The organism is Thermoanaerobaculia bacterium (assembly GCA_035593605.1).
GTDB lineage: Bacteria > Acidobacteriota > Thermoanaerobaculia > UBA2201 > DAOSWS01 > DAOSWS01.
On sequence record DAOSWS010000001.1, the window covers coordinates 185876 to 205038 of the forward strand.

Annotated in this window: 18 protein-coding genes; 11 read left to right on the forward strand and 7 right to left on the reverse strand. The window is 52.9% G+C overall.

Going from position 1 to position 19163, the window contains the following annotated elements:
- Positions 1–4 precede the first annotated feature (4 nt).
- The 10 genes from PLD04_00770 to PLD04_00815 all read left to right on the forward strand — a co-directional run bounded on the left by PLD04_00770 (position 5) and on the right by PLD04_00815 (position 6604).
- A complete protein-coding gene (locus tag PLD04_00770) occupies positions 5–883 on the forward strand; it encodes an ABC transporter ATP-binding protein (protein ID HXK66849.1) in 879 nt (292 codons plus the stop codon).
- Between the two features lie 36 nt (positions 884–919).
- Positions 920–1654, forward strand: coding sequence for an ABC-2 transporter permease (locus PLD04_00775; protein ID HXK66850.1), 735 nt, complete (start codon positions 920–922; stop codon positions 1652–1654).
- Positions 1651–2364, forward strand: coding sequence for an ABC-2 transporter permease (locus tag PLD04_00780; protein ID HXK66851.1), 714 nt, complete (start codon positions 1651–1653; stop codon positions 2362–2364). The genes PLD04_00775 and PLD04_00780 overlap by 4 nt, the downstream gene beginning before the upstream one ends.
- A gap of 63 nt (positions 2365–2427) precedes the next feature.
- Positions 2428–2907, forward strand: a complete 480-nt coding sequence (locus PLD04_00785; GenBank protein ID HXK66852.1) for a hypothetical protein — start codon at positions 2428–2430, stop codon at positions 2905–2907.
- A 112-nt stretch (positions 2908–3019) separates the two neighbouring features.
- Positions 3020–3751, forward strand: a complete 732-nt coding sequence (locus PLD04_00790; protein ID HXK66853.1) for a hypothetical protein — start codon at positions 3020–3022, stop codon at positions 3749–3751.
- Between the two features lie 128 nt (positions 3752–3879).
- Positions 3880–4545 carry a DUF2975 domain-containing protein gene (locus PLD04_00795; protein HXK66854.1) on the forward strand — a complete coding sequence of 222 codons (666 nt, stop codon included), beginning with the start codon at positions 3880–3882 and terminating at the stop codon, positions 4543–4545.
- 10 nt (positions 4546–4555) lie between these two features.
- The gene (locus PLD04_00800) at positions 4556–4789 is read left to right on the forward strand and encodes a helix-turn-helix transcriptional regulator (protein ID HXK66855.1); all 234 of its coding nucleotides are present in this window, start codon (positions 4556–4558) and stop codon (positions 4787–4789) included.
- Positions 4790–4827: 38 nt separating this feature from the next.
- Positions 4828–5169, forward strand: a complete 342-nt coding sequence (locus PLD04_00805; protein ID HXK66856.1) for a hypothetical protein — start codon at positions 4828–4830, stop codon at positions 5167–5169.
- A gap of 16 nt (positions 5170–5185) precedes the next feature.
- Positions 5186–5569: a hypothetical protein gene (locus tag PLD04_00810; protein HXK66857.1), complete on the forward strand. Its 384-nt coding sequence runs from the start codon at positions 5186–5188 to the stop codon at positions 5567–5569.
- 54 nt (positions 5570–5623) lie between these two features.
- Positions 5624–6604 carry an acyl-CoA thioesterase gene (locus tag PLD04_00815; GenBank protein HXK66858.1) on the forward strand — a complete coding sequence of 327 codons (981 nt, stop codon included), beginning with the start codon at positions 5624–5626 and terminating at the stop codon, positions 6602–6604.
- Positions 6605–6624: 20 nt separating this feature from the next.
- On the opposite strand, the gene lpdA is transcribed toward PLD04_00815, so the two are convergent.
- From lpdA to PLD04_00830, 3 genes are read right to left on the reverse strand one after another with little or no spacing between them, the layout of a single operon-like run.
- Positions 6625–8031 (reverse strand): dihydrolipoyl dehydrogenase, encoded by a 1407-nt coding sequence (lpdA, locus tag PLD04_00820; protein ID HXK66859.1) that lies wholly within the window; start codon positions 8029–8031, stop codon positions 6625–6627.
- Positions 8028–9311 carry a 2-oxoglutarate dehydrogenase complex dihydrolipoyllysine-residue succinyltransferase gene (gene odhB, locus PLD04_00825; protein ID HXK66860.1) on the reverse strand — a complete coding sequence of 428 codons (1284 nt, stop codon included), beginning with the start codon at positions 9309–9311 and terminating at the stop codon, positions 8028–8030. The genes lpdA and odhB overlap by 4 nt, the downstream gene beginning before the upstream one ends.
- Positions 9308–12100, reverse strand: coding sequence for a 2-oxoglutarate dehydrogenase E1 component (locus tag PLD04_00830; protein ID HXK66861.1), 2793 nt, complete (start codon positions 12098–12100; stop codon positions 9308–9310). Before PLD04_00830 ends, odhB begins: the two co-directional genes overlap by 4 nt.
- Before the next feature lie 476 nt (positions 12101–12576).
- Here PLD04_00830 and PLD04_00835 point away from each other — a divergent pair, with 476 nt between their 5' ends.
- A complete protein-coding gene (locus tag PLD04_00835) occupies positions 12577–13182 on the forward strand; it encodes a GNAT family N-acetyltransferase (GenBank protein HXK66862.1) in 606 nt (201 codons plus the stop codon).
- 23 nt (positions 13183–13205) lie between these two features.
- Here PLD04_00835 and PLD04_00840 read toward each other — a convergent pair whose 3' ends face one another.
- The 4 genes from PLD04_00840 to mfd are packed head-to-tail and all read right to left on the reverse strand — an operon-like array spanning position 13206 to position 19144.
- Entirely contained in the window at positions 13206–14144 is a 939-nt protein-coding gene (locus PLD04_00840) for an OB-fold nucleic acid binding domain-containing protein (protein HXK66863.1), read from the reverse strand.
- On the reverse strand, positions 14134–15114 hold the full coding sequence (locus PLD04_00845) for a peptidyl-prolyl cis-trans isomerase (GenBank protein ID HXK66864.1): 981 nt from the start codon (positions 15112–15114) through the stop codon (positions 14134–14136). The genes PLD04_00840 and PLD04_00845 overlap by 11 nt, the downstream gene beginning before the upstream one ends.
- Positions 15054–15890 (reverse strand): peptidylprolyl isomerase, encoded by an 837-nt coding sequence (locus PLD04_00850; protein HXK66865.1) that lies wholly within the window; start codon positions 15888–15890, stop codon positions 15054–15056. The genes PLD04_00845 and PLD04_00850 overlap by 61 nt, the downstream gene beginning before the upstream one ends.
- Positions 15887–19144: a transcription-repair coupling factor gene (gene mfd / locus PLD04_00855; protein ID HXK66866.1), complete on the reverse strand. Its 3258-nt coding sequence runs from the start codon at positions 19142–19144 to the stop codon at positions 15887–15889. The genes PLD04_00850 and mfd overlap by 4 nt, the downstream gene beginning before the upstream one ends.
- Positions 19145–19163 lie beyond the last annotated feature (19 nt).

The window sequence follows — 19163 nt, forward strand, 5'->3', positions numbered from 1 at the left end:
CTCAATGGAAAATGTGCTTGAAATTCAGAATCTCAGAAAGGAATATGAGGGATTTACCCTCAGCGATGTCTCCTTCTCCATCCCGAAGGGATATATCATGGGTCTTATCGGTCCCAACGGAGCGGGAAAGACAACGATCATCAAACTCATTCTGAACCTTATCCTTCGGGACGCCGGTGAAATTCAAATTTTTGGAAGGGACAATCGAGCCGACGAGATCTCGATCAAGGATCGCATCGGATTTGTCCATGATGCTCCCATATTCTACGACTACCTTTCGCTTCAGAAGATTGCTTCGATTATTCGTCCGTTTTATTCCCGATGGGATGATGAGATCTTTACTCGATTGAGTGGAGAATTTGAACTTTCCCTGAAAAAAAAGTTCAAGGACCTTTCGCGTGGGATGAAAATGAAGTTTGCCCTTGTCCTTGCCTTTTCCCATCATGCCGATTTCATTATCATGGATGAACCAACTTCGGGGCTCGATCCTGTCTTTCGGCGGGAACTTCTGGAGCGGCTTTCCGAGATGCTGCAGGATGAAGAGAAATCGATCCTCTTTTCCACTCACATCACCTCCGACCTGGAACGGATTGCGGATTACATTACCTTTATCAAAGATGGAAAGATTGTATTTTCCACCTCAAAGGATGAAATTCTGGATCAATGGGGGGTTGTCCGGGGGGGGAACGATCAGCTGAATCCTGAGGTTCAATCCCTTCTCCAGGGATGTCGGGTGGGTGAGTTCGGATTTGAGGGAATCACGTCCGATGCGGCATCCGCCCGACGTTTGCTCAACGATCGCGCCGTGGTTGAAAGGGCGACGCTGGATGACATCATGTTTTTTATTGTCAAAGGAAAGGACGGAGATCATGGGTGCCCCTGACACATTTCCCGATCCCCGTGTCGTGGGGAGGATGCCATGAACGCATGGAATCTTGTTCGGAAAGATCTGATTCTAATTCTGAATAGCCATGCAACCTGGTGGATCCTCGGCACCTACTGGATTATCCTGGCTGTGTTTAAGGCCCCCTTTCAGACAAAGGGACTTCCCGAAGTGGCCAATATCCTCGTGGCCTTCGTCGTGACGGCGGTTCTGGGTGCGATAGGAGAAGCGGCTGAGGTTCGGCATCGGACCGAGATTCTCTACCTGAGCCTTCCCATTCGGCGCAGAACGATGGTTCTGGGAGGAATCCTGTCCACCGTCATGGTAATCATACTGGGCGTGTTCTACACCTTCATCGCCACTGCCCTGATCGATCGTCTTGCTCCGTCCGGGCTTCTTGTGGGAGCCGGCGTGATGCGGTGGCAGGAAATGCTGTTTGTTTTCGCCATGGTCCTCTTTGCGGCCCTTTCCAGTGCCCCTCTCCATTACCGCTATGGTTCCCTTTCTCAGAAAAAGCTTCTCAACTTATTTGTCATCTCGACGGTTATGCTCATCTGCTTTGGCGCCATCCCCTGGTTGTTGGACCATCTCTTCGGTGTCACCCCCTCGCTGGCGGACTTCCGGACCTATGGGCCCTTCGCCCCTGCAGTTCTGGCCATCGAGGTTTTCGGACAGGGGAGAGCTCTCTTCATTATTTGTCTTGCCGGGCTGGCAATGGTGGGAGCTTCCCTTGCCCTTTCCATCCATTTCTTTGAAAGGAGAGACCTGTGATCTCCGCCCTTCTCCATAAAGACTTTGCCGTTTCCCGTGGTTTCCTGTGGATCATCCTGCCCTTCTACCTGCTCTATGCGGCGATCTTTTTCAAAGTTGCCGGGGTCTATCTTCTGGTCAACATGGCCTTCACGCTCTTTCTTTCCGTGGGAGTCATTCTGATCGATGATCGATACGATGCCGATCTCTATCTGCTCAGTCTTCCCGGAAAGCGGGACATGCTGGTCCGAGCCCGCTATCTCTCTTCCATCCTGGTAACGCTTGCGGGCCTTCTGACCTGCCTTCTCTATGGTCTTCTTCTCGACCTGATCATCGAAAAGGAGAAGATGAACTTTGATCCCGTTGCTTCGCTGGAGGGCATGGTGGCCTTTCTCGTGGTTCTTCTCCTCTTCCTGTCGATCTTCTATCCCCTCTATTTCCGGCTGGGTCCATGGAGGGCTCTGGCTGCCATGTCCACCCTTCTCATTATCCTTTTCGCTTCCGTGTCCGTCATTCTCTATCTTGGGGGATGGGTCGCGGGAAAGGCGGGATTTACTGTTCCTGCATATTTTTTCAAAGATCCTGCGATGGCTCTGGTCGTCTGGATCGCCCGGGGAATGGAGAAGCTCGGCGTACCCCTCTTCCTCGCCATCACGGGATTGTGCACCCTCGCCGTGGTCTGGATCTCCATCCATGTCTCGGTGCGATTGTATGAGAAGAGAGAATTTTAATGCGACGTATACGTAGAAAGAACAGGAAATCCCTGGAAGAATTCCGAAACAGAGGAAAGGATTATGGAATACTCAACATCCTGGCTTGAAACGACGCAGCGGGATTTTACCCTGGGAAGAAGCCGGCTCGGGGATTCCGAATGCCGCCGTCTCCATCTCGATCTCTGGGAGCGGGCAGCTATGCGGATTCATCAGTTCAGTGGATCCTGCGATACCTGCCGTCAGACTCGAATCATTGTGAGCCAGCTGGCAGCGGATTGTGTCCATGACGTCCCCTCCGGGGAAAAGGCGAAGGAATGCCATCGAATGCTCGATCACGTTCTGACGCATCTCCACCACACGCATCGCCTCATCCAGGGAGGTCACTTCACCCTCAACGGACTGATTGCGGGAACCGCCGCAGGAATGACTCTTGAACTTATCCTGCTCCACCCCATTGCAGGAATACCGATCTGGTGCGGAACCCTCATCGGATTGGGCCTGGGCTGGCTCACCGGTCTGCTCCTGGATCTGGAAGCCCAAAGGGACGGCAGAATCCTCTAACGATACGATTCAGTTCTTTTGTAAATATTCAAAATTGTAAACCTGAACGGACCTTTCCCGTATCATGGAATGGTTGAGGAATATTCCTCTTCGAATCAAGGGAGGTTCGAACATGAAGAAAATGATCTTGGGATTCCTGAGCATATTTATCTGTGTTGCCTGTGCAACCCAACAGGAATCGGTCAGTGATGTTTATATTCGGCATGTCTTCTACAAGATCGCCGGGACGGGAGAGAGAACCGTCGACGTGGATCCATCGAGTGAAATGTGGATCGGAGCTGATAAAATCCGATACAGCACTCCGGGTTGGACCCTGATCCTTCACAGGAATGAACAGAAGATTTTCTTCCTGAATATGAAGGAAAAGACCTACGTTGAGGCCTCCCTCCCTTTGGACACCGCCCACATCCTCTCGGACGACATCATTCGAACGATGGGAAAATATCCCACCACGGGAGAGGTGACGGATCTTGGAAAGACGAGGGAAATATTGGGGAAAACCTGTGACGGGTACAGGATCCGTTCCTGGGTGGAATCGTCAGGGAAGAGCTTCCAGGAAAAGGAATACATTGTATGGGCGATGAGGGATGGCGGGTTTGATATGAGCCTGCATGATCAGTTACTTCGAAACCTGAGAAAGATCTATTCGAGAACAGACCAGTTTCAGGAGGAGCTGTCCAAGATCAGGGGGTTTCAGCTCGGTCTCGAATCCACGGAGACAAGGTACCCAAGGTGGGAGGAACTGGCTGTGGAGTTGACCCGGAAACGGCCCCCGGCCGGAATTTATGATGTTCCGAAAGATTTTACGAAAAAGAAGACCATAGACCTGGACGATCTATCCTGAACTGTAAGGGGATACGGACTTCAGCCCGCAGGTGTTTTGAGGAATGTATTGTATAACAATAATTAATTATTGACAAACGATAAATTTTATCCTATTGTAAGGGTGAAGTCTTTCGCCGGGAGGTATCGATGATCACATCGGATCGTTTGTCGACAGTGGTTTTTATTCAATGGGGCCTTACTCTGTTCTACTACTTCATCATGGTGGTCTGTATCCTGGTTTTCTGGGGTGTTCTGGCGGCCATGTTTAAGCCGGAAATCGCAAAAGTCGGCCTTGGCCACGACTTTGGACTGACCTACCGGATGGTCTCCCCGGACCTTGACCCATTTCTTGAGGTAAAGGAAGTTCATCCGGCCATTACGGATGTCAAAATAACCCCGCTCATCGATGTGGAGTTTCGGCCGGCAAAACGCTGGGTCATTCTAGTCTATGGCATGTTTCTGATGGCCACCCTGCTCATTGGGCTCTGGATTGTAGCCCTTCTCAGAAATTTTATGGGTTCCGTCCGGGAGGGGACTCCGTTTCTTCAGATAAATGCGAACAGGATTCGATGGGTGGGCTGGCTGATTATTGTCTATCAGATCATAAACTTTTCAGTCGGCGTATCGATTCTGTGGCTTTTCCGTCAGCCCCTGTCCCTGGCACGGGCCTCGCTTCAGGCGGATTTTCTGCCGCTGATCGACCGTTTGCAAGGCTCGATCAAAATCATATTCGTCGGGGCCATTATTCTGGTTATCGCCAAGGTATTTCAGGTCGGGGTCAGGCTCCGGGAAGAGCAGGACCTGACGGTATAGGAAGACGGCAATGGCCATAATTGTCAATCTGGATGTCGTGCTCGCTCAAAGGAAAATGAAGCTCTCCGAGCTCTCCGATCGTGTGGGGATCACTCTGGCCAATCTCTCAATCTTAAAGCAGGGGAAGGCCCGGGCCGTTCGTTTTTCCACCCTGGGTGCTCTCTGCCGGGAACTTAAATGCCAGCCCGGCGACCTTCTGGAGTACAATGAGCGGGAGGCCGAAAACACGGATTCGGATGAATGAATGGCTGTCTCCATGCGTATTTGTTACGGGAGGTAATCATGAAATGCAGGATGTGCGGTCAGGAGTTTCCCTCGGTACACTATTTTCAGACATCCCGGACCTGTACCTCGTGCTATAGATCCCTTTCACCTGGAGAACAGAAGAAGGTTCAGAAGGAAGACGCCCCCGACCTGAGCCATGCCGATGCCCGGCCTGTATCCATTGATGGAAAGGACCTGGTTTGCCCCTTCTGCGGGAACGATACCTTCTGGGCCAGACAGACTCTCATGAACACAAGGGGTCTCACCTTTGCCGGGCTGGAGTGGGCTAACCGGGAGGCGGATAACTATATCTGTAACCGTTGCGGATATGTCTACTGGTTCTTTCGTGTACAACCCTGAAAAGGAGGGTACCCTCATGGATCCATCCCCGGAGCGTTCACCCGGCGTTGCCATCCCGGTATTTGCAGTATTTAACCTTGTTTTTGCCGGTCTCAGCCTTTTGTGGCTCCTTGTTGTGGCGATGGCGGTTGCGTATGGCATCTTCATGTCCGGAGATCCAAAGTCGGAGATCTTTGCCGGTGTCATGGGGTCGGTAATCCTGTTGATTCCCTCATTGGCGGCACTGATCGTCTATTTCCTGGCAGGATTAGGATTGATCCGGCGGAAGGCCTACGGGTTTTACTTCCACATCGCGGGAGCCATTCTGGCCATCTTTACCTGTGTCGGAATCCTCTATACGATTCCGGCCATGGGCTTCGCTCTACAGCCCTCCTTCAAAGATCTTTTCCTCCGCAGGTAGCGCCATCGTATTTCAGATTTGCCGCGAATGCGGGCTTCACGTACAATACGGACCATGAATCTTCCCATTCGTGACACGATGGTAGAACTGGTCCGATTTGTCTTTCCCCGTCACGCCAATATTCGCGGTTCTCTCTACGGGGGACAGATGATGTACTGGATTGTGGAGGCAGGTATGCTGGCGGCCAGCCGGATCGCTCATGGTCCCGTCGTTCTGGCCTCCATGGAAAGCCTTGATTTTATCGAACCGGTGGGGATTGCCGATGCCCTGACCTTTCGGGCGTTCGTAGAATATGTCGGAACCTCGAGCCTCGAAGTGGCAGTCTTTACGGAGGTGAAGCACACAACGGACCCGGAAGGGGAGGGCCGGCTGGCCACATCGGCCTATTTTACCTTTGTCGCCACAGATGAATCGGGAAAGCCCCGGGAAGTTCTGCGAAAAATTGCTCCCTCAGATCCGTATGAGATCCGGGTTCAGAATGCGGCCACTGCCCGCAGAAAACAGCGTACCGATCGAATCGCACAGCGGGAAATGAAGGTCCGGGACATCCATGTCCATAAGGAAATGAAGCATGGCGTGGATTACGTGCGTCTTGTCCTTCCCGATGATACGGTCATCGCGGACACCCTCTTTGCCGGAAAGCTCCTCTTCGACCTGGACCAGGCCGCTTCAATCCTGGCTCTGCGCTTCGCCCGGGGAGGGGTCGTGACGGCATCCGTAGACGCCATGGATTTCTATGCTCCCATCTTTGTCGGGAACGCTCTCCATATCAAGGTGGCGGTAAACCATATTTCAAAGTCGTCGATGGAAATCGGAGCGAAGATTCTGGGGGAAGATATTGCACGGGGTACCCTATCCCACTGCGCCAGCGCCTATTTGACTTTCGTCCATGTCGATGAAAATGGAAGAGCTCTTCCCCTTCCCGAGCGCTTTGAACCTGAGTCCGAGGCGGAAAAAGAGCACTGGCAGGAGGCAGAGGCCCGCCGTGAACTGCGCCTCACACGAAGGAAACAGAGAGAAAAGACTTCTTCCTGAATCGCCAGGATGGACTGCCTTTACCGGTGAATTGCCCGGCCTGAAACCGCCAGGGCCGCCTCCCGAAGAGCCTCAGACAGCGTGGGATGGGCATGAACAGTCAGGGCAATATCTTCGGCACTCCCCTCGAAGGCCATCACCATGGCAAGTTCATGGATCAGTTCGGAAGCCCTCGGGCCCACGATGTGGGCGCCCAGGAGACGGTCGGTCTCCTTGTGGGCCAGCAGTTTAATCATCCCTTCTTCTTCACCCAGGCACTTCGCACGCCCGTTTCCAGCAAAAAAGAAACGTCCGGAATTGTAAGGAATCTTTTGTTCCTTTAGTTCTTCCTCTGTCTTACCCACCTGGGCAAGCTCCGGGTTTGTGTACACGACGTTAGGGATGAGATCGTATTGAATATGTCCCGGTTTGCCGGCCAGACGATCCATGAGGGCAATCCCTTCATCCGAAGCCTTGTGGGCGAGCATGGGGCCTCGAACGATGTCTCCAATGGCATAAACACCCTCCACGGAGGTTTGAAAATTCTCATCGATCTTGATCTTTCCGTCTTCCATTGCAACACCGGCGCCGGCAAGGCCGGTTCCTTCGATGGCCGCTTTTCGTCCCACGGAGACCAGAACCTTGTCCGCTGAAATCGTTTCGGCCTTTCCGTCTGAAGTTTCATAAACGAGCGTCACGGAGCGCTTCTTGATCTCCGCCGAGGTGACCTTCGTGTTGAGGCGGATGTCCAGACCCTGCCCCCGCAGGGCCTTTTCGAGAGTTTTGGATGCCAGACGGTCGGCAAAGGGCGTGATCACAGGTAAAAGTTCCAGAACCGTCACATCGGCTCCCAGTCGCTTCCATACGCTTCCAAGCTCCAGTCCAACGGCCCCCGCACCAATGACCACGAGATGGCGGGGTATGCTGCTGAAAGAGAGAGCATCCGTCGAATTGACGATCCGGTTTCCGTCAAAGGGAAGAAAGGGGAGCTCTACGGGAATTGATCCCATGGCGAGTACCACGTGCTTTGCCGCAAGGACCTTTTCCCCTTCGTCCGTAATCTGAACGGAAACACGGCCGGAGCCCAGGAGTGTTCCTTCCCCATGAAATACGGTGATTTTGTTCTTTTTCATGAGAACGGCAATCCCGTCCGTCAGGTCTTTTACAATGGCATCCTTGCGGGACATCGTGGTGGAGAGGTCGAGGAAGGTTTCCTTCACGGTAATGCCGTGCGTTCCCAGGTGATGTAGGGTTCGTGCGTAGTGCTCTGATGATTCCAGGAGGGCTTTGGAGGGAATGCATCCGACGTTCAGACACGTGCCTCCAAGACTGGAAGACCGTTCCACAACAGCTGTATTCATCCCAAGCTGTGCGGCGCGGATGGCGGCAACATAGCCTCCCGGTCCGGCCCCAATGATTACAACATCGAAGGAGAGTGAGTTATTCATAGTTCAAGCATCATCCTTTCCGGGTTTTCTATGCATTCCACGATTCTTCTCAGGAATGCCACCGATTCTCTGCCGTCGATCAGGCGATGGTCATAGGAGAGAGCAAGGTACATCATCGGTCGAATTTCTATGGCATCCCCCACAACAACAGGACGTTTCTTGATGGCGTGCATTCCCAGAATTCCGCTCTGGGGGGGATTCAGGATGGGGGTGGATAGGAGGGATCCGAATACGCCTCCGTTGGAGATGGAAAAGACGCCTCCCTGCAGTTCATCGAGGGTGATCGTCCGCTCTTTCACGCGTTCCGCAAAGTCGCTGATCGTCTGCTCAATTTCGGCAAAACTTTTCACGTCCGCATCCCGGATGACCGGAACGACAAGGCCGCGTTCCCCGCCGATGGCAATCCCGATATCGTAATAGTGATTCTGGACGATTTCATCTCCATCAATGAAGGCGTTCAGTTCCGGTACAGTTTTAAGGGCGTCCACAACCGCTTTGACGAAGAAGGACATGAATCCAAGGTCGACGCCATGCTTTTTGGCGAAGTTTTCGCGGTGCCGGGCCCGCATCTCCATGACCCTGGACATGTCTGCCTCGTTGAAGGTCGTAAGAATCGCGGCCGCATGCTGAGCCTCCACCATGCGGTCGGCAATCCGGGACCGAAGGGGAGTCATTTTCTTTCGCGTCTGTCTGGGTGCCGCAATTCGGGATGGAGTCGATACTTTTGTTATCGGAGGTGATTCCTGTTCCTCCTTTAACGAAGGTGTGCCCTGAATTTCATCCGATCTTGATTCCTCCAGAAAACGCAGGACATCTTCCTTCGTAATCCTTCCATCCTTTCCGGATGGCGGAATTGCTTCCGGGTGAAGGCCGTGCTCTTCCAGCAGCCGATGTACAGCGGGGGAAAGGGGATGTCCGGTTTTCAGTTTGGCTTCTGCCTGAGGAAATCCTGCCGGAGGGTGAAGGGGTGGGGACGGGTCCGGGGAAGATGTTTCAGATCCGCCCTTTGGCTGAAAACCGGTTACCTTTTGTGACGACGATGCCGCGGGATTGATGGATGCTACGATTTGCCCGATTTGAACCGTCGCTCCCTCTGGAGTCGCAATGGAAAGGAGCCCAGAGACTTCCGAATTAATGGTCATGGTCACCTTGTCGGTTTCCAGAACGAAAAGAGGTTCATCCACCTCCACCCGTTCCCCGTTTTTCTTGAGCCATTCAACCAGGAGGCCTTCGGTGATCGACTCTCCCATGGATGGTACAGTGACGTCGATGGTTGTCATGCTTTCCTCCCGACTTTCCGGCGCGTTGATGAACCTGCGGCCTTTGTGGCTTCGGACGGGGCCAGGGCCTCGTTGATTATGGCCTCCTGCTCCTCGAGGTGAACCTTTAATGAGCCCGTGGCCGGACTGGCGCTGGCCTTTCTTCCTGCATATCGAAGGGGAAATCCGGGAAAATGGGACTGAAGGTGATCCCGGATAAAGGACCATGCACCCCGGTTTTTCGATTCTTCCTGTACCCAGATGACTTCTCGAATCCTATTATAGCGGGCCGCGATCTCTGCCATCCGGTTCGAGTGAAAGGGGTACAACTGTTCGATTCGGAAAATGTCCGTTGTTTTTGCCCTGAGCCGCGTTCGGGCCTGAATCAGCTCGTAATAGATTTTCCCGCTGCAGAAGAGAAGACGATCGGCCTTTTGAGAGGGTTCCGGATCGTCTGGAATTTCATGAAAGGTTCCATGGATAAGCTCATCAACGGGTGAAACGGCTAAAGGGTGACGGAGAAGACTTTTGGGGGCCATGATAATCAGGGGACGGCGGAAGGGACGGGCCACCTGTCTCCTCAGGGCATGAAAGTACTGCGCGGGAGTGGTCAGGTTGCAGACCTGGATATTTTCCTCTGCGCAGGCCTGAAGATAGCGCTCGAGATAGGCGTTGGAATGCTCGGGTCCCTGACCCTCGTAGCCATGGGGCAGAAGCATGACAATCCCGGATGCCCTTTGCCATTTGGAAAGAGAGCTGACGATGAACTGGTCGATAATGACCTGGGCACCATTGGCAAAGTCACCGAATTGCGCTTCCCAGATTACAACCATCTGGGGGTCGACCAGGGAATACCCGTAATCAAATCCCAGCACTCCAGCTTCGGAGAGAGGACTGTTGTACACACAAAAGGTCGGTTGGCCCGGCTGCAGGTGGTCAAGGGGAATGTAGCGTTCCTGGTTCTGAACGTCGGCCCAGACGGCATGGCGGTGAGAAAAGGTTCCCCGCGCACTGTCCTGACCGCTTAAGCGGACAGGGTTACCCTCCATCAGGAGGGAGCCGAAGGCCAGCAGCTCCCCAAGGGCCCAGTCGACGGTTTTCTTATCCTTTACTTGTTCGAGCTGTTCCGGAAGTCTCCGGCCGACTTTGGGATTCAGGTGGAATTCCTCGGGAACTGTGGTAAGGACCCTGGCAATCTCGAGCAGGCGGTCATGAGGGACGCCGGTTTCAACAGACTCAAAGGAAAAGGGATGCTGCACCCTGGACCATTCGTCTTTAAAAGCCCGGAAATCTCTGGGTCTTGCTGCCTTGCGGGTTTCTTCGAAGGCCGATTGAAGACGGCTTTTGTATTCATCTGCCATCGCTTCGACCTGCTCCCCGGTGAGTACCCCTTCCTTCATCAGTGATGCCGTGTAAAGTTTCCGCACCGACGGGCGGTTCCGGATTTTCCTGTAGAGAACGGGCTGGGTAAAGGCCGGCTCGTCCGCTTCGTTGTGACCGTGACGACGGTAGCAGACAAGATTGACCACGACGTCATGTCTGAATGTCTGGCGAAACTTCAGGGCCAGTTCCATCACATGCACCACAGCTTCCGGATCATCACCATTCACATGGAAGATCGGGGCCTCCACCATTTTGGCAACTTCCGTCGGATATCGGGTTGACCGTCCTTCGGTGGGTGAGGTCGTGAATCCGATCTGGTTGTTTACGATCAAATGGAAGACGCCGCCGGTTTTATAACCCTTGAGCTTGGAAAGGTTGAGAATTTCGGCCACGAGACCCTGTCCCGAAAAGGCCGCATCTCCATGGATCAGCATGGGCATCACCCGGCGACGTTCATCAGAATCTCCCCGGAGTCTCTGTTTCCCCCTGGCTTTTCCTAAGACCACAGGATCCACAGCCTCCAGGTGGCTTGGATTGGATACGAGGTCAATGTGGAGGCGCTTTCCCTGCTGGTTTACATGGGTGGAACTCATCCCCCGGTGATACTTGACATCTCCTGATCCTCCTACTTGGTCGGGAAGAAAGTTATCTTCAAACTCGGAAAATATCTCAGTATAGGACTTATCCAGAATCGTGGCCAGCACATTGAGGCGACCCCGGTGAGCCATGCCCAGAACGATTTCCTCAAGTCCCAGCTCAGGGGCCAGTTCCACGACGGAGTGGAGGGCCGGAATCAAAGACTCTGCCCCTTCAAGGGAAAACCTTTTATGCCCGGGGTAGCGGCTCTGCGTGAAGCTTTCAAAGACTTCCGCATCAATAAGGTTTTCCAGGATGGCCAGCTTCTTGCCGTTGTCCAACCGAGGACGGTTTCGAACCGGTTCGATTTCAGACTGAATCCAGCGGCGAATGGCGATATCCTGTATATGAACATACTCAACGGCCACCGTACGGCAATAGGTATCCTTCAGAATTTGAATGATTTCACTCAGGGCGGCGCGTTTGGGACCTCCGAGGTGTCCGGTATCAAAAACCGTCTCCAGATCGTTGGATGTGAAGCCGAAGCGGTCCAGCTCGAGATCGGGGTGTGTGGTGAGATTGTCCCCGAGAGGATCCAGGTCCGCAATGAGATGACCCTGACTCCGGTAAGCGTAGATGAGGCTGGTTACTCTGGACTGCGCATCGGCAGCGTCACCTGAAACGCAGGTTCTGGGGCACATGGCAAGCTCAAAACCCTCGAAAAATCTCTGCCACTCACGATCCACGGAATCCTCATCCTCTTTCCATAAGCGGTAAAGATCATCGATGTAGGCACTGCTGGCCAGGGGCGCAAGGGAACGGTTTCCAGGAACAGGAGAATCTTCACTCATGGTCATCCTCTCTCAGTAATAAACCCGTCTATGTCCGGACGAGGAGATCGAGGTGAACTTCCAGGCCTCCTTCCCCGGCAATGCAGCGATGGAGAAACTCTATCGTATCAGAAGAATCAAAAGGCTGCACCTCTGTAACACGAAACAGTACGGGATCCATTGCATTGGTTTTGTAATAAACGATAAATATTGTTTTCTGAGATAGTAATTATTACGTCAAATATGACACCATTCGGATGGTTCTATTGCCAAAGCAATGAGATTATGGGGATAGCGGACGTTGGTCGTATGGATAATATGTCAAATATGGCACTTAAATGGGTGTTGTAATGGACTTCCTGGAAGAGATGGTGAATAGTGGGGATAGAAGTTGAATCAGGGGATACCTGTCCCGGTGCATATAAGATATACTCAAAGGATTCTTTCGGCGGCGTATTTGAGTCATTCGGTCCCGGTATGATTCACGGAGGTTGTTCATGCAAAAAGATTGGATGGATACGGATATCCGGGCTCACCCCCTGACACTAAAACATTGGAAAAGCTTCGAAAAACTTTTTGGAGCCAGGGGAGCCTGTGGTGGATGCTGGTGTATGTGGTGGAAAATGACCCGGTCGGAATTTGAAAAGAATAAGGGCGAATCAAACCGTGAAGCCATGAAAGCCCTTGTAAAGTCGGGAATTGAGCCAGGTATTCTTGTCTTTAACGGGAATGAACCGGTGGGATGGTGCGCCGTGGGGCCAAGGGAAAATTACCCATCCCTGGAGCGATCAAGAATCTTGCGACGGATTGACGATCAACCGGTCTGGTCTGTCGTCTGTTTTTTCATTGCGAAACCCTGGCGGAGAAGGGGGGTTGGGCTCTTTCTTCTGAAATCGGCGGGTACCTTCGCGGCTTCACATGGAGCCGCCATTCTTGAAGGATATCCGGTAGAACCGCGAAAGGAGCGAACAGCAGATGTCTTCGTCTATACCGGCCTTGCATCTACGTTTCGAAAAGCGGGATTCCAGGAAACGGCCCGAAGATCTCCAACCCGGCCGATTATGAGACTTGCTCTGGGGGGAGCCGTATCAGAAAAGAGATAAGTTTTTTTACTTCAAAAGATTACTCACGTATCAAAAATAAATCGTTCGAGAATTTTGGCGTATGCAACCTCACTGCCCTGATCTTTCAGGGCCTGATCAAAGCCGTTGAGGTGGGAGTCCAGATTGTCCAGGAAATGCAGGGCAAGGGCTTCCCGGGTTTTTGGCCGACGGGGAGATCCGTACTCGTACTCGCCATGGTGGGAGAGGATCATGTGCTGAAGCAGCTCCTTTGTTTCCATGGGGAATCCCTCGATTTCCGCACTGAACTGATCAATCATCTGGACCCCGATCGTGATGTGTCCGATCAGCCTTCCCTCCCGGGAATAGTCCATCCACCCATCGTGGGAGAGTTCCCGGATCTTTCCTATGTCATGGAGGCAGGCTCCTGCAATCAGCATGTCCCGGTTGAGATGGTCGTAATGCATGCAGATGTGATCGCATAGCTTCACAAGTGACAGGGTGTGCTCCAGGAGTCCCCCGATGTACGAATGGTGCATGGTCTTGGCTGCAGGAGCGTTTCGAAAGGCCTTTGAAATCTCATCATTTCCAAGCATTGCCTTAAGAAGGGCCAGAATATGGGAATTCTCCACCGTGGAAACCATGTCCATGAGGTCTGCATACATTTCGTTCACGTTGGCGTCGGCGGAAGGCATAAAGGCCTGCTGATCCACTTCCTCGTCGGCCATGAGCTCTATCTTGTGCAGGACAAGTTGAATGGAATTTCTGTACTTTTGCGTGCGGCCCTTGATTCGAACGACCTGCCCCGGCTGAAGCTTGGATGCGACAGGTTCAAAGTTGTCCCACATGAAAGCCGTGATGCTTCCCGAGGCATCCCGGAAGATAGCCTGGAGAAAGGTGGATCCCGTTTTACTCTGGCGGATTTCCTTCTGGACCACCATGAGAGGCAGGTCAACGGCCTGGCCCTCCATGAGTTGGGCGATATCTTTGACTTCAGTGCTCAAGAACGCTCTCCAGGAGTTCTTTATGTTCGGAAATGTAATACCGCTCCTTAAGATCCTCCAGAAAGGTATCAAACTTATCTTTGTACTTTTCCTGGAGGTACCGGTCCAGAAGCTGTGTCTTCACCTCCGCCAGCGGTGGAAGCTCAGCTTCATGGATGGCGTTCAACCTTACCCACTGGGTTCCAAAATCCTGCTCAATAGGTTCCGAAACCTCACCTGCCTTCATTCCTTCAATGATCTCGGCCATCTGCGGTGCCATATCCTTGAGCTGGATCCTCCCAAGGTTTCCCTGGGCCTCCTTTGCGGGACCATCGGTCATTTCAGCGGCAAGGGCAGCAAAATCTCCTCCCTCCGCCAGTGATGATTTCACCCTGTCAATGGCTTCCCGGTACATACTGCCGGGATGCTTGTCTTTAAGAATGAGCAGCAGGGAGACCTCATAGGTTTTTGGCTTGAGGAAATCTGCGGAATGGGAAGTATAGAACTGCTCCAGTTCCCAATCGGTTACATCCCGCTTGGTGTAAACCTCGGAATAGAGAACCTGTTCGAGAACGATATCGACAGCCAGTTTGGCCTCAATCTGTTCCATCGAAAGTCCCGATGCCTTGACTGCCTGTTCGAAATCTTCTTCCGTGGCAATATTATTCTGCTTCATCAACTGCAGTTTTGCCTGGTGGATCTGTTCCCGATCCGCCGACATGCCCCGTTCCTTTGCTCGGGCTCCAAGCAGCATTTCTTTCATAAACTGATCATAGAGCTCTTCCAGGGCTTTCATGCCATCGGGCCCCTGAACGGCCGCAGGCGAAAGGGTCTGCTTCACCCGTGCTCTGAATTCGGACATCGTCAGAATGTCATCATTCACCTGGAGAAGGATCCCATCGACGACATTGGCGCCGATGAGAAAGACCGTCAATGCCAGAGGGCATATTTTCCAGAATAGGGAAAGGGGAGATGCTGTGCGTAAATCCATATGTTGTCCTTTCGTTCCAGATCACGTACGAGATTTGCAGTCAACTGCCCGCACGCCTCTTCCTTTATATGGTGGACAATATCATCATACACGTCTTCCAATTTCAAGTCACCCGAAGGGATAATCCGGACAACCTGAAAGAGAAGAAAACCGTAGGTGACTTCCACAACGGAGGATACCTGACCTTCCTTCAGGGTTCGGAGCACATCCTGGATGTTCCTCGGCAGGTGATCCAGTTCTACCGGTCCTACGGTTCCCCCCTGGGATGCGTTGGGAGCCTTGGAATACGTCACAGCGAGTTCGCCAAATTCCTTTCCCTTGGAGAGCTCGGCAAGAATTTTTTCCGCTTCCTCCAGTTTTTCAACCAGGATCATCCGGAAAATCAGCTTGGCCTTGATTTGGTACTCTCTGCTGTGGGAATGGTAAAACAACTCGACTTCTTCTCTCCGGGGGTCGGGAAGTTTGTTGCACCTGGTAGCCATGAATGTGGTTATAACACTGGATCGAGTTTGATTCTTGCAAAGATCGGGATCTTCGGAACAGGCCTGGAGATAGAGTAATTCTTCTTCCAGGTATTGATCCAGAAGTTCGGATAAAACCTCGGAGGGAGCAGCATAGGCTTCTTCACCAAGGATGGTATTGAGATGATCTTCAAATTCAGATCGCGTAAGCCGTTGTCCTCCAACGGTGGCAATGACATCGATATCCAGCGCGGATCGCTGGCAGGCGTGCAAAAATAATCCCAGAAAGAGGGTCACGATGACGAGACGTTTCATAACAGTTCCCCGGGATTCAGACTTGCGAGAAGACGGCTGAGTGCAGGGATAAGCCTCTCGCCGGTATCCCGCACCGGCAGGAGAAATTCTCCCCGCGGGGAGAGACGGGCTCCCTGGATCTTCTGTGCGTAATCCAGAAGCTTACGGATATTGACGCGTGTGGAGGAATGAAATTGAATCGAAACACCTTCCTGAGTCAGCTGGAGAGCGGTGATTCTTAGATCTTCACATCGTTTACGCAGGGCAAATACTTTATACAGAAGGGTAACTTCAGGAGGAGGAGGACCAAAGCGGTCTTCACATTCTTCCCGCACGGCGGAAATATCTCCCTTGAGCAGCTTGCGGTAGATTGCCATGCGTTCCATTTCATCACTGATATAGCTTGCGGGAATGGCCATTGGAATTCCCAGAGAAATCTGTACGGGCGGAAGTTCTTCGACCTCTTCTCCGCGAAGGACACGTGCGGCTTTTTCCACCATACGGCAGAAGAGTTCATATCCCACGGCCTCGACATGCCCATGCTGTTCCACTCCCAGCAGGTTTCCCGCCCCCCGTATGTCCAGATCGCGTGCCGCGATTTTAAATCCCGAACCGAGCTGAGAAAATTCTTCCAGAGCCACAAGACGATCCCGGGCCTGCTCCCCGAGGGTGTGCAGTGAAGGGACAAGAAGATAACAGTAAGCCTGATGAACACTCCTTCCGACCCGTCCCCTGAGCTGATAGAGTTGCGACAGACCGAAAAAATGAGCGTTGTTCACAATCATCGTATTGGCACGCGGAATATCGATGCCGTTTTCAATGATGGTAGTGGTCAGAAGAAGATGGGCTTCTCCCCGGACAAAGGTCAGAAGGTTCCTCTCCAGGGATGCTTCGTCCATCTGTCCGTGGGTGACCACCTTGGTGACTTCGGGAATGAGCTCATCCAGAAAATGAAGGATTCGGGGGATTTCCTGAACCCGGTTGTGAATGAAAAAGACCTGACCATCCCGGGAGGTTTCGTGAAGGATTGCATCCCGAATCAGTGTCGGATTGAATGTGGCCACTGTTGTTTCAATGGCCCTTCTTCCCCGCGGAGCGGTGTTGATAATAGATAGGTCCCGAATGTCCATCAGGGACATGTAGAGCGTGCGGGGGATGGGTGTGGCACTTAACGCAAGAACGTCGACATTTTTCCTCATCTGCCGAATCTGCTCTTTCTGTTTTACCCCAAAGCGCTGTTCCTCGTCGATCACCAGCAGACCCAGACTGGAAAAGTGGATGTCCCTGGAAAGGAGGCGATGCGTGCCGATTACGATATCGACCTCTCCCCTTGCCACGGACTCAATGATCTCTTTCTGTCTCGTGGATGAAATAAATCGGCTTAGCCATTCAACTTTAACAGGGAAGTTCTGAAACCGTTCTGTGAAGGTACGGAAATGCTGATAAGCCAGGACGGTGGTCGGGGCCAGAATGGCCACCTGATATCCTGCCGCAATGGCCTTAAATGCCGCCCGAAGGGCTACCTCTGTCTTTCCGAACCCGACATCCCCGCAGAGAAGGCGATCCATCGGTTTCTGGACCTGCATATCTTCCTTGACTTCCTGAATGGCTCGAACCTGATCCTGAGTCTCTTCGAAGGGGAATGAGAATTCAAACGATCGCTGAAAATCGTCGTCCTCGGGGAATGCAATTCCCGTGGCTGCCTGTCGCTCGGCATAAAGTTCGGCAAGTTCCTGCACAATATGTTCGGCGACCTTCTGGGCTTTTCGCTTCTGACCCTGCCATACCTTCCCTCCAAGGGAGTGCAGGGGGGCTCGTTCCCCTTCGGCACCGACATAACTTGTGAGCATGTCCATGGAGTCCGTGGGCACGAAAAGTTGCCCGTCGGAATAGTCGACGGTAACAAAATCGCTTCCATCAATCAGGTGAAGTCCCTGAAACCGTCCGACGCCATGTTCAACATGGACGATAGGATCTCCCGGCTTCAACTGGTCGAGCAGAAGACGGTAGGCATGCTGAGCCCCCCGTTTCTGTCGGGGAACTGAAGTTGGTCCCAGGATGTAGGTGTCCGGAATCAGGGCCAGGTTGTGATCGGGAGTGACCCATGACTCATGAAGCCTTCCTCTCAACCATGAAATACCGGTAAGTTCCCGTTCATCCAGAAAGCGCTGAATGATGGTGCGGTTTCCTTCATTCTGAGCGGCAATATGGACGTGGAAACCACGGTGCAGGAGGTTTTGAATGTCCGAACTGATTGCAGAGGGAGTTCCCCGGACGGTCACAACGCCTTCGTTGGAAATGGTTCGGGCACGTTCCACGGATCGGAAGGGTTCCAGAATCGCGTCAGGATAGGACATCAGGTCATAGTGACGAAGGATCTCTTCAGCGCCGACGTCCAGAAACCCGCTGTCCCTCGACTGTCCATGTTCTTTCTTGTAGTGATCCAGGAGTGATTCCATCGAGGCGGAAACCGCCTCTCCGTTATAGTGAACAACCCGAACATTGCCAAGAGTCCGTTTCTCATTTACGGGGTAATAGAGGGAGAGGGGGCCAAGGCTGCGGGTTGTCAACAGGTTGTCCACCATCCTGTCTCCGCCCAGTCCCGTTATCCGTTCCCGAAGCGTGACTGCAAGATCTGCAATCGAGGATTCTGGAAGAAGGTCGAAGGTCAGCAGTAGGACGCGGTCGAGTCTGTCCCGGGTCCGTTGATCTTCCACGGAAAACGAGCGGATCGATTGGATCCGGTTTCCGTCGAATTCAATTCGGACCGGGAAGAGTGAACCGGGAGAAAATACATCCATGAGTCCCCCGCGGATCGTCATGTCTCCCCAGGTTTCACAGAGATCCACCCGCCTGTATCCCCCCGACGAGAGGAACTGAATCACCTCGTCTCGGTTGGTTACTGTCTCCGTCTGCAGTTCCATGCACCCGGGATAGAGAGGGGGATAGGCCGCAATGGAAGGTGTCATGATGCCGCATTTGGCCCGTCCCGAATGGATCCGGTTCCAGGCATCCACCCATGATGCCTGAATGGTGACGGGAAGATCGGTCAGATCGTAAGGGGTCAGGGGAAGGTCGGGGAAAAGGGTGACACCATCCCCGAGCCATAGCTCGGCGGCATCAAACAGGTGCTCCGATTCGCTGAGAGAGGATGTGACGACCAGAAGGGGCTGATCGCTTGTGCGAACCCAGGATGCAAGGATGACCCCGGCGGAGGTTGTGTTCGCTCCGCCATACCGAATTCCCGGTTCGAAGGCAAAAGAGGGCAATTGCACCATAAACCTCCCTATGGTA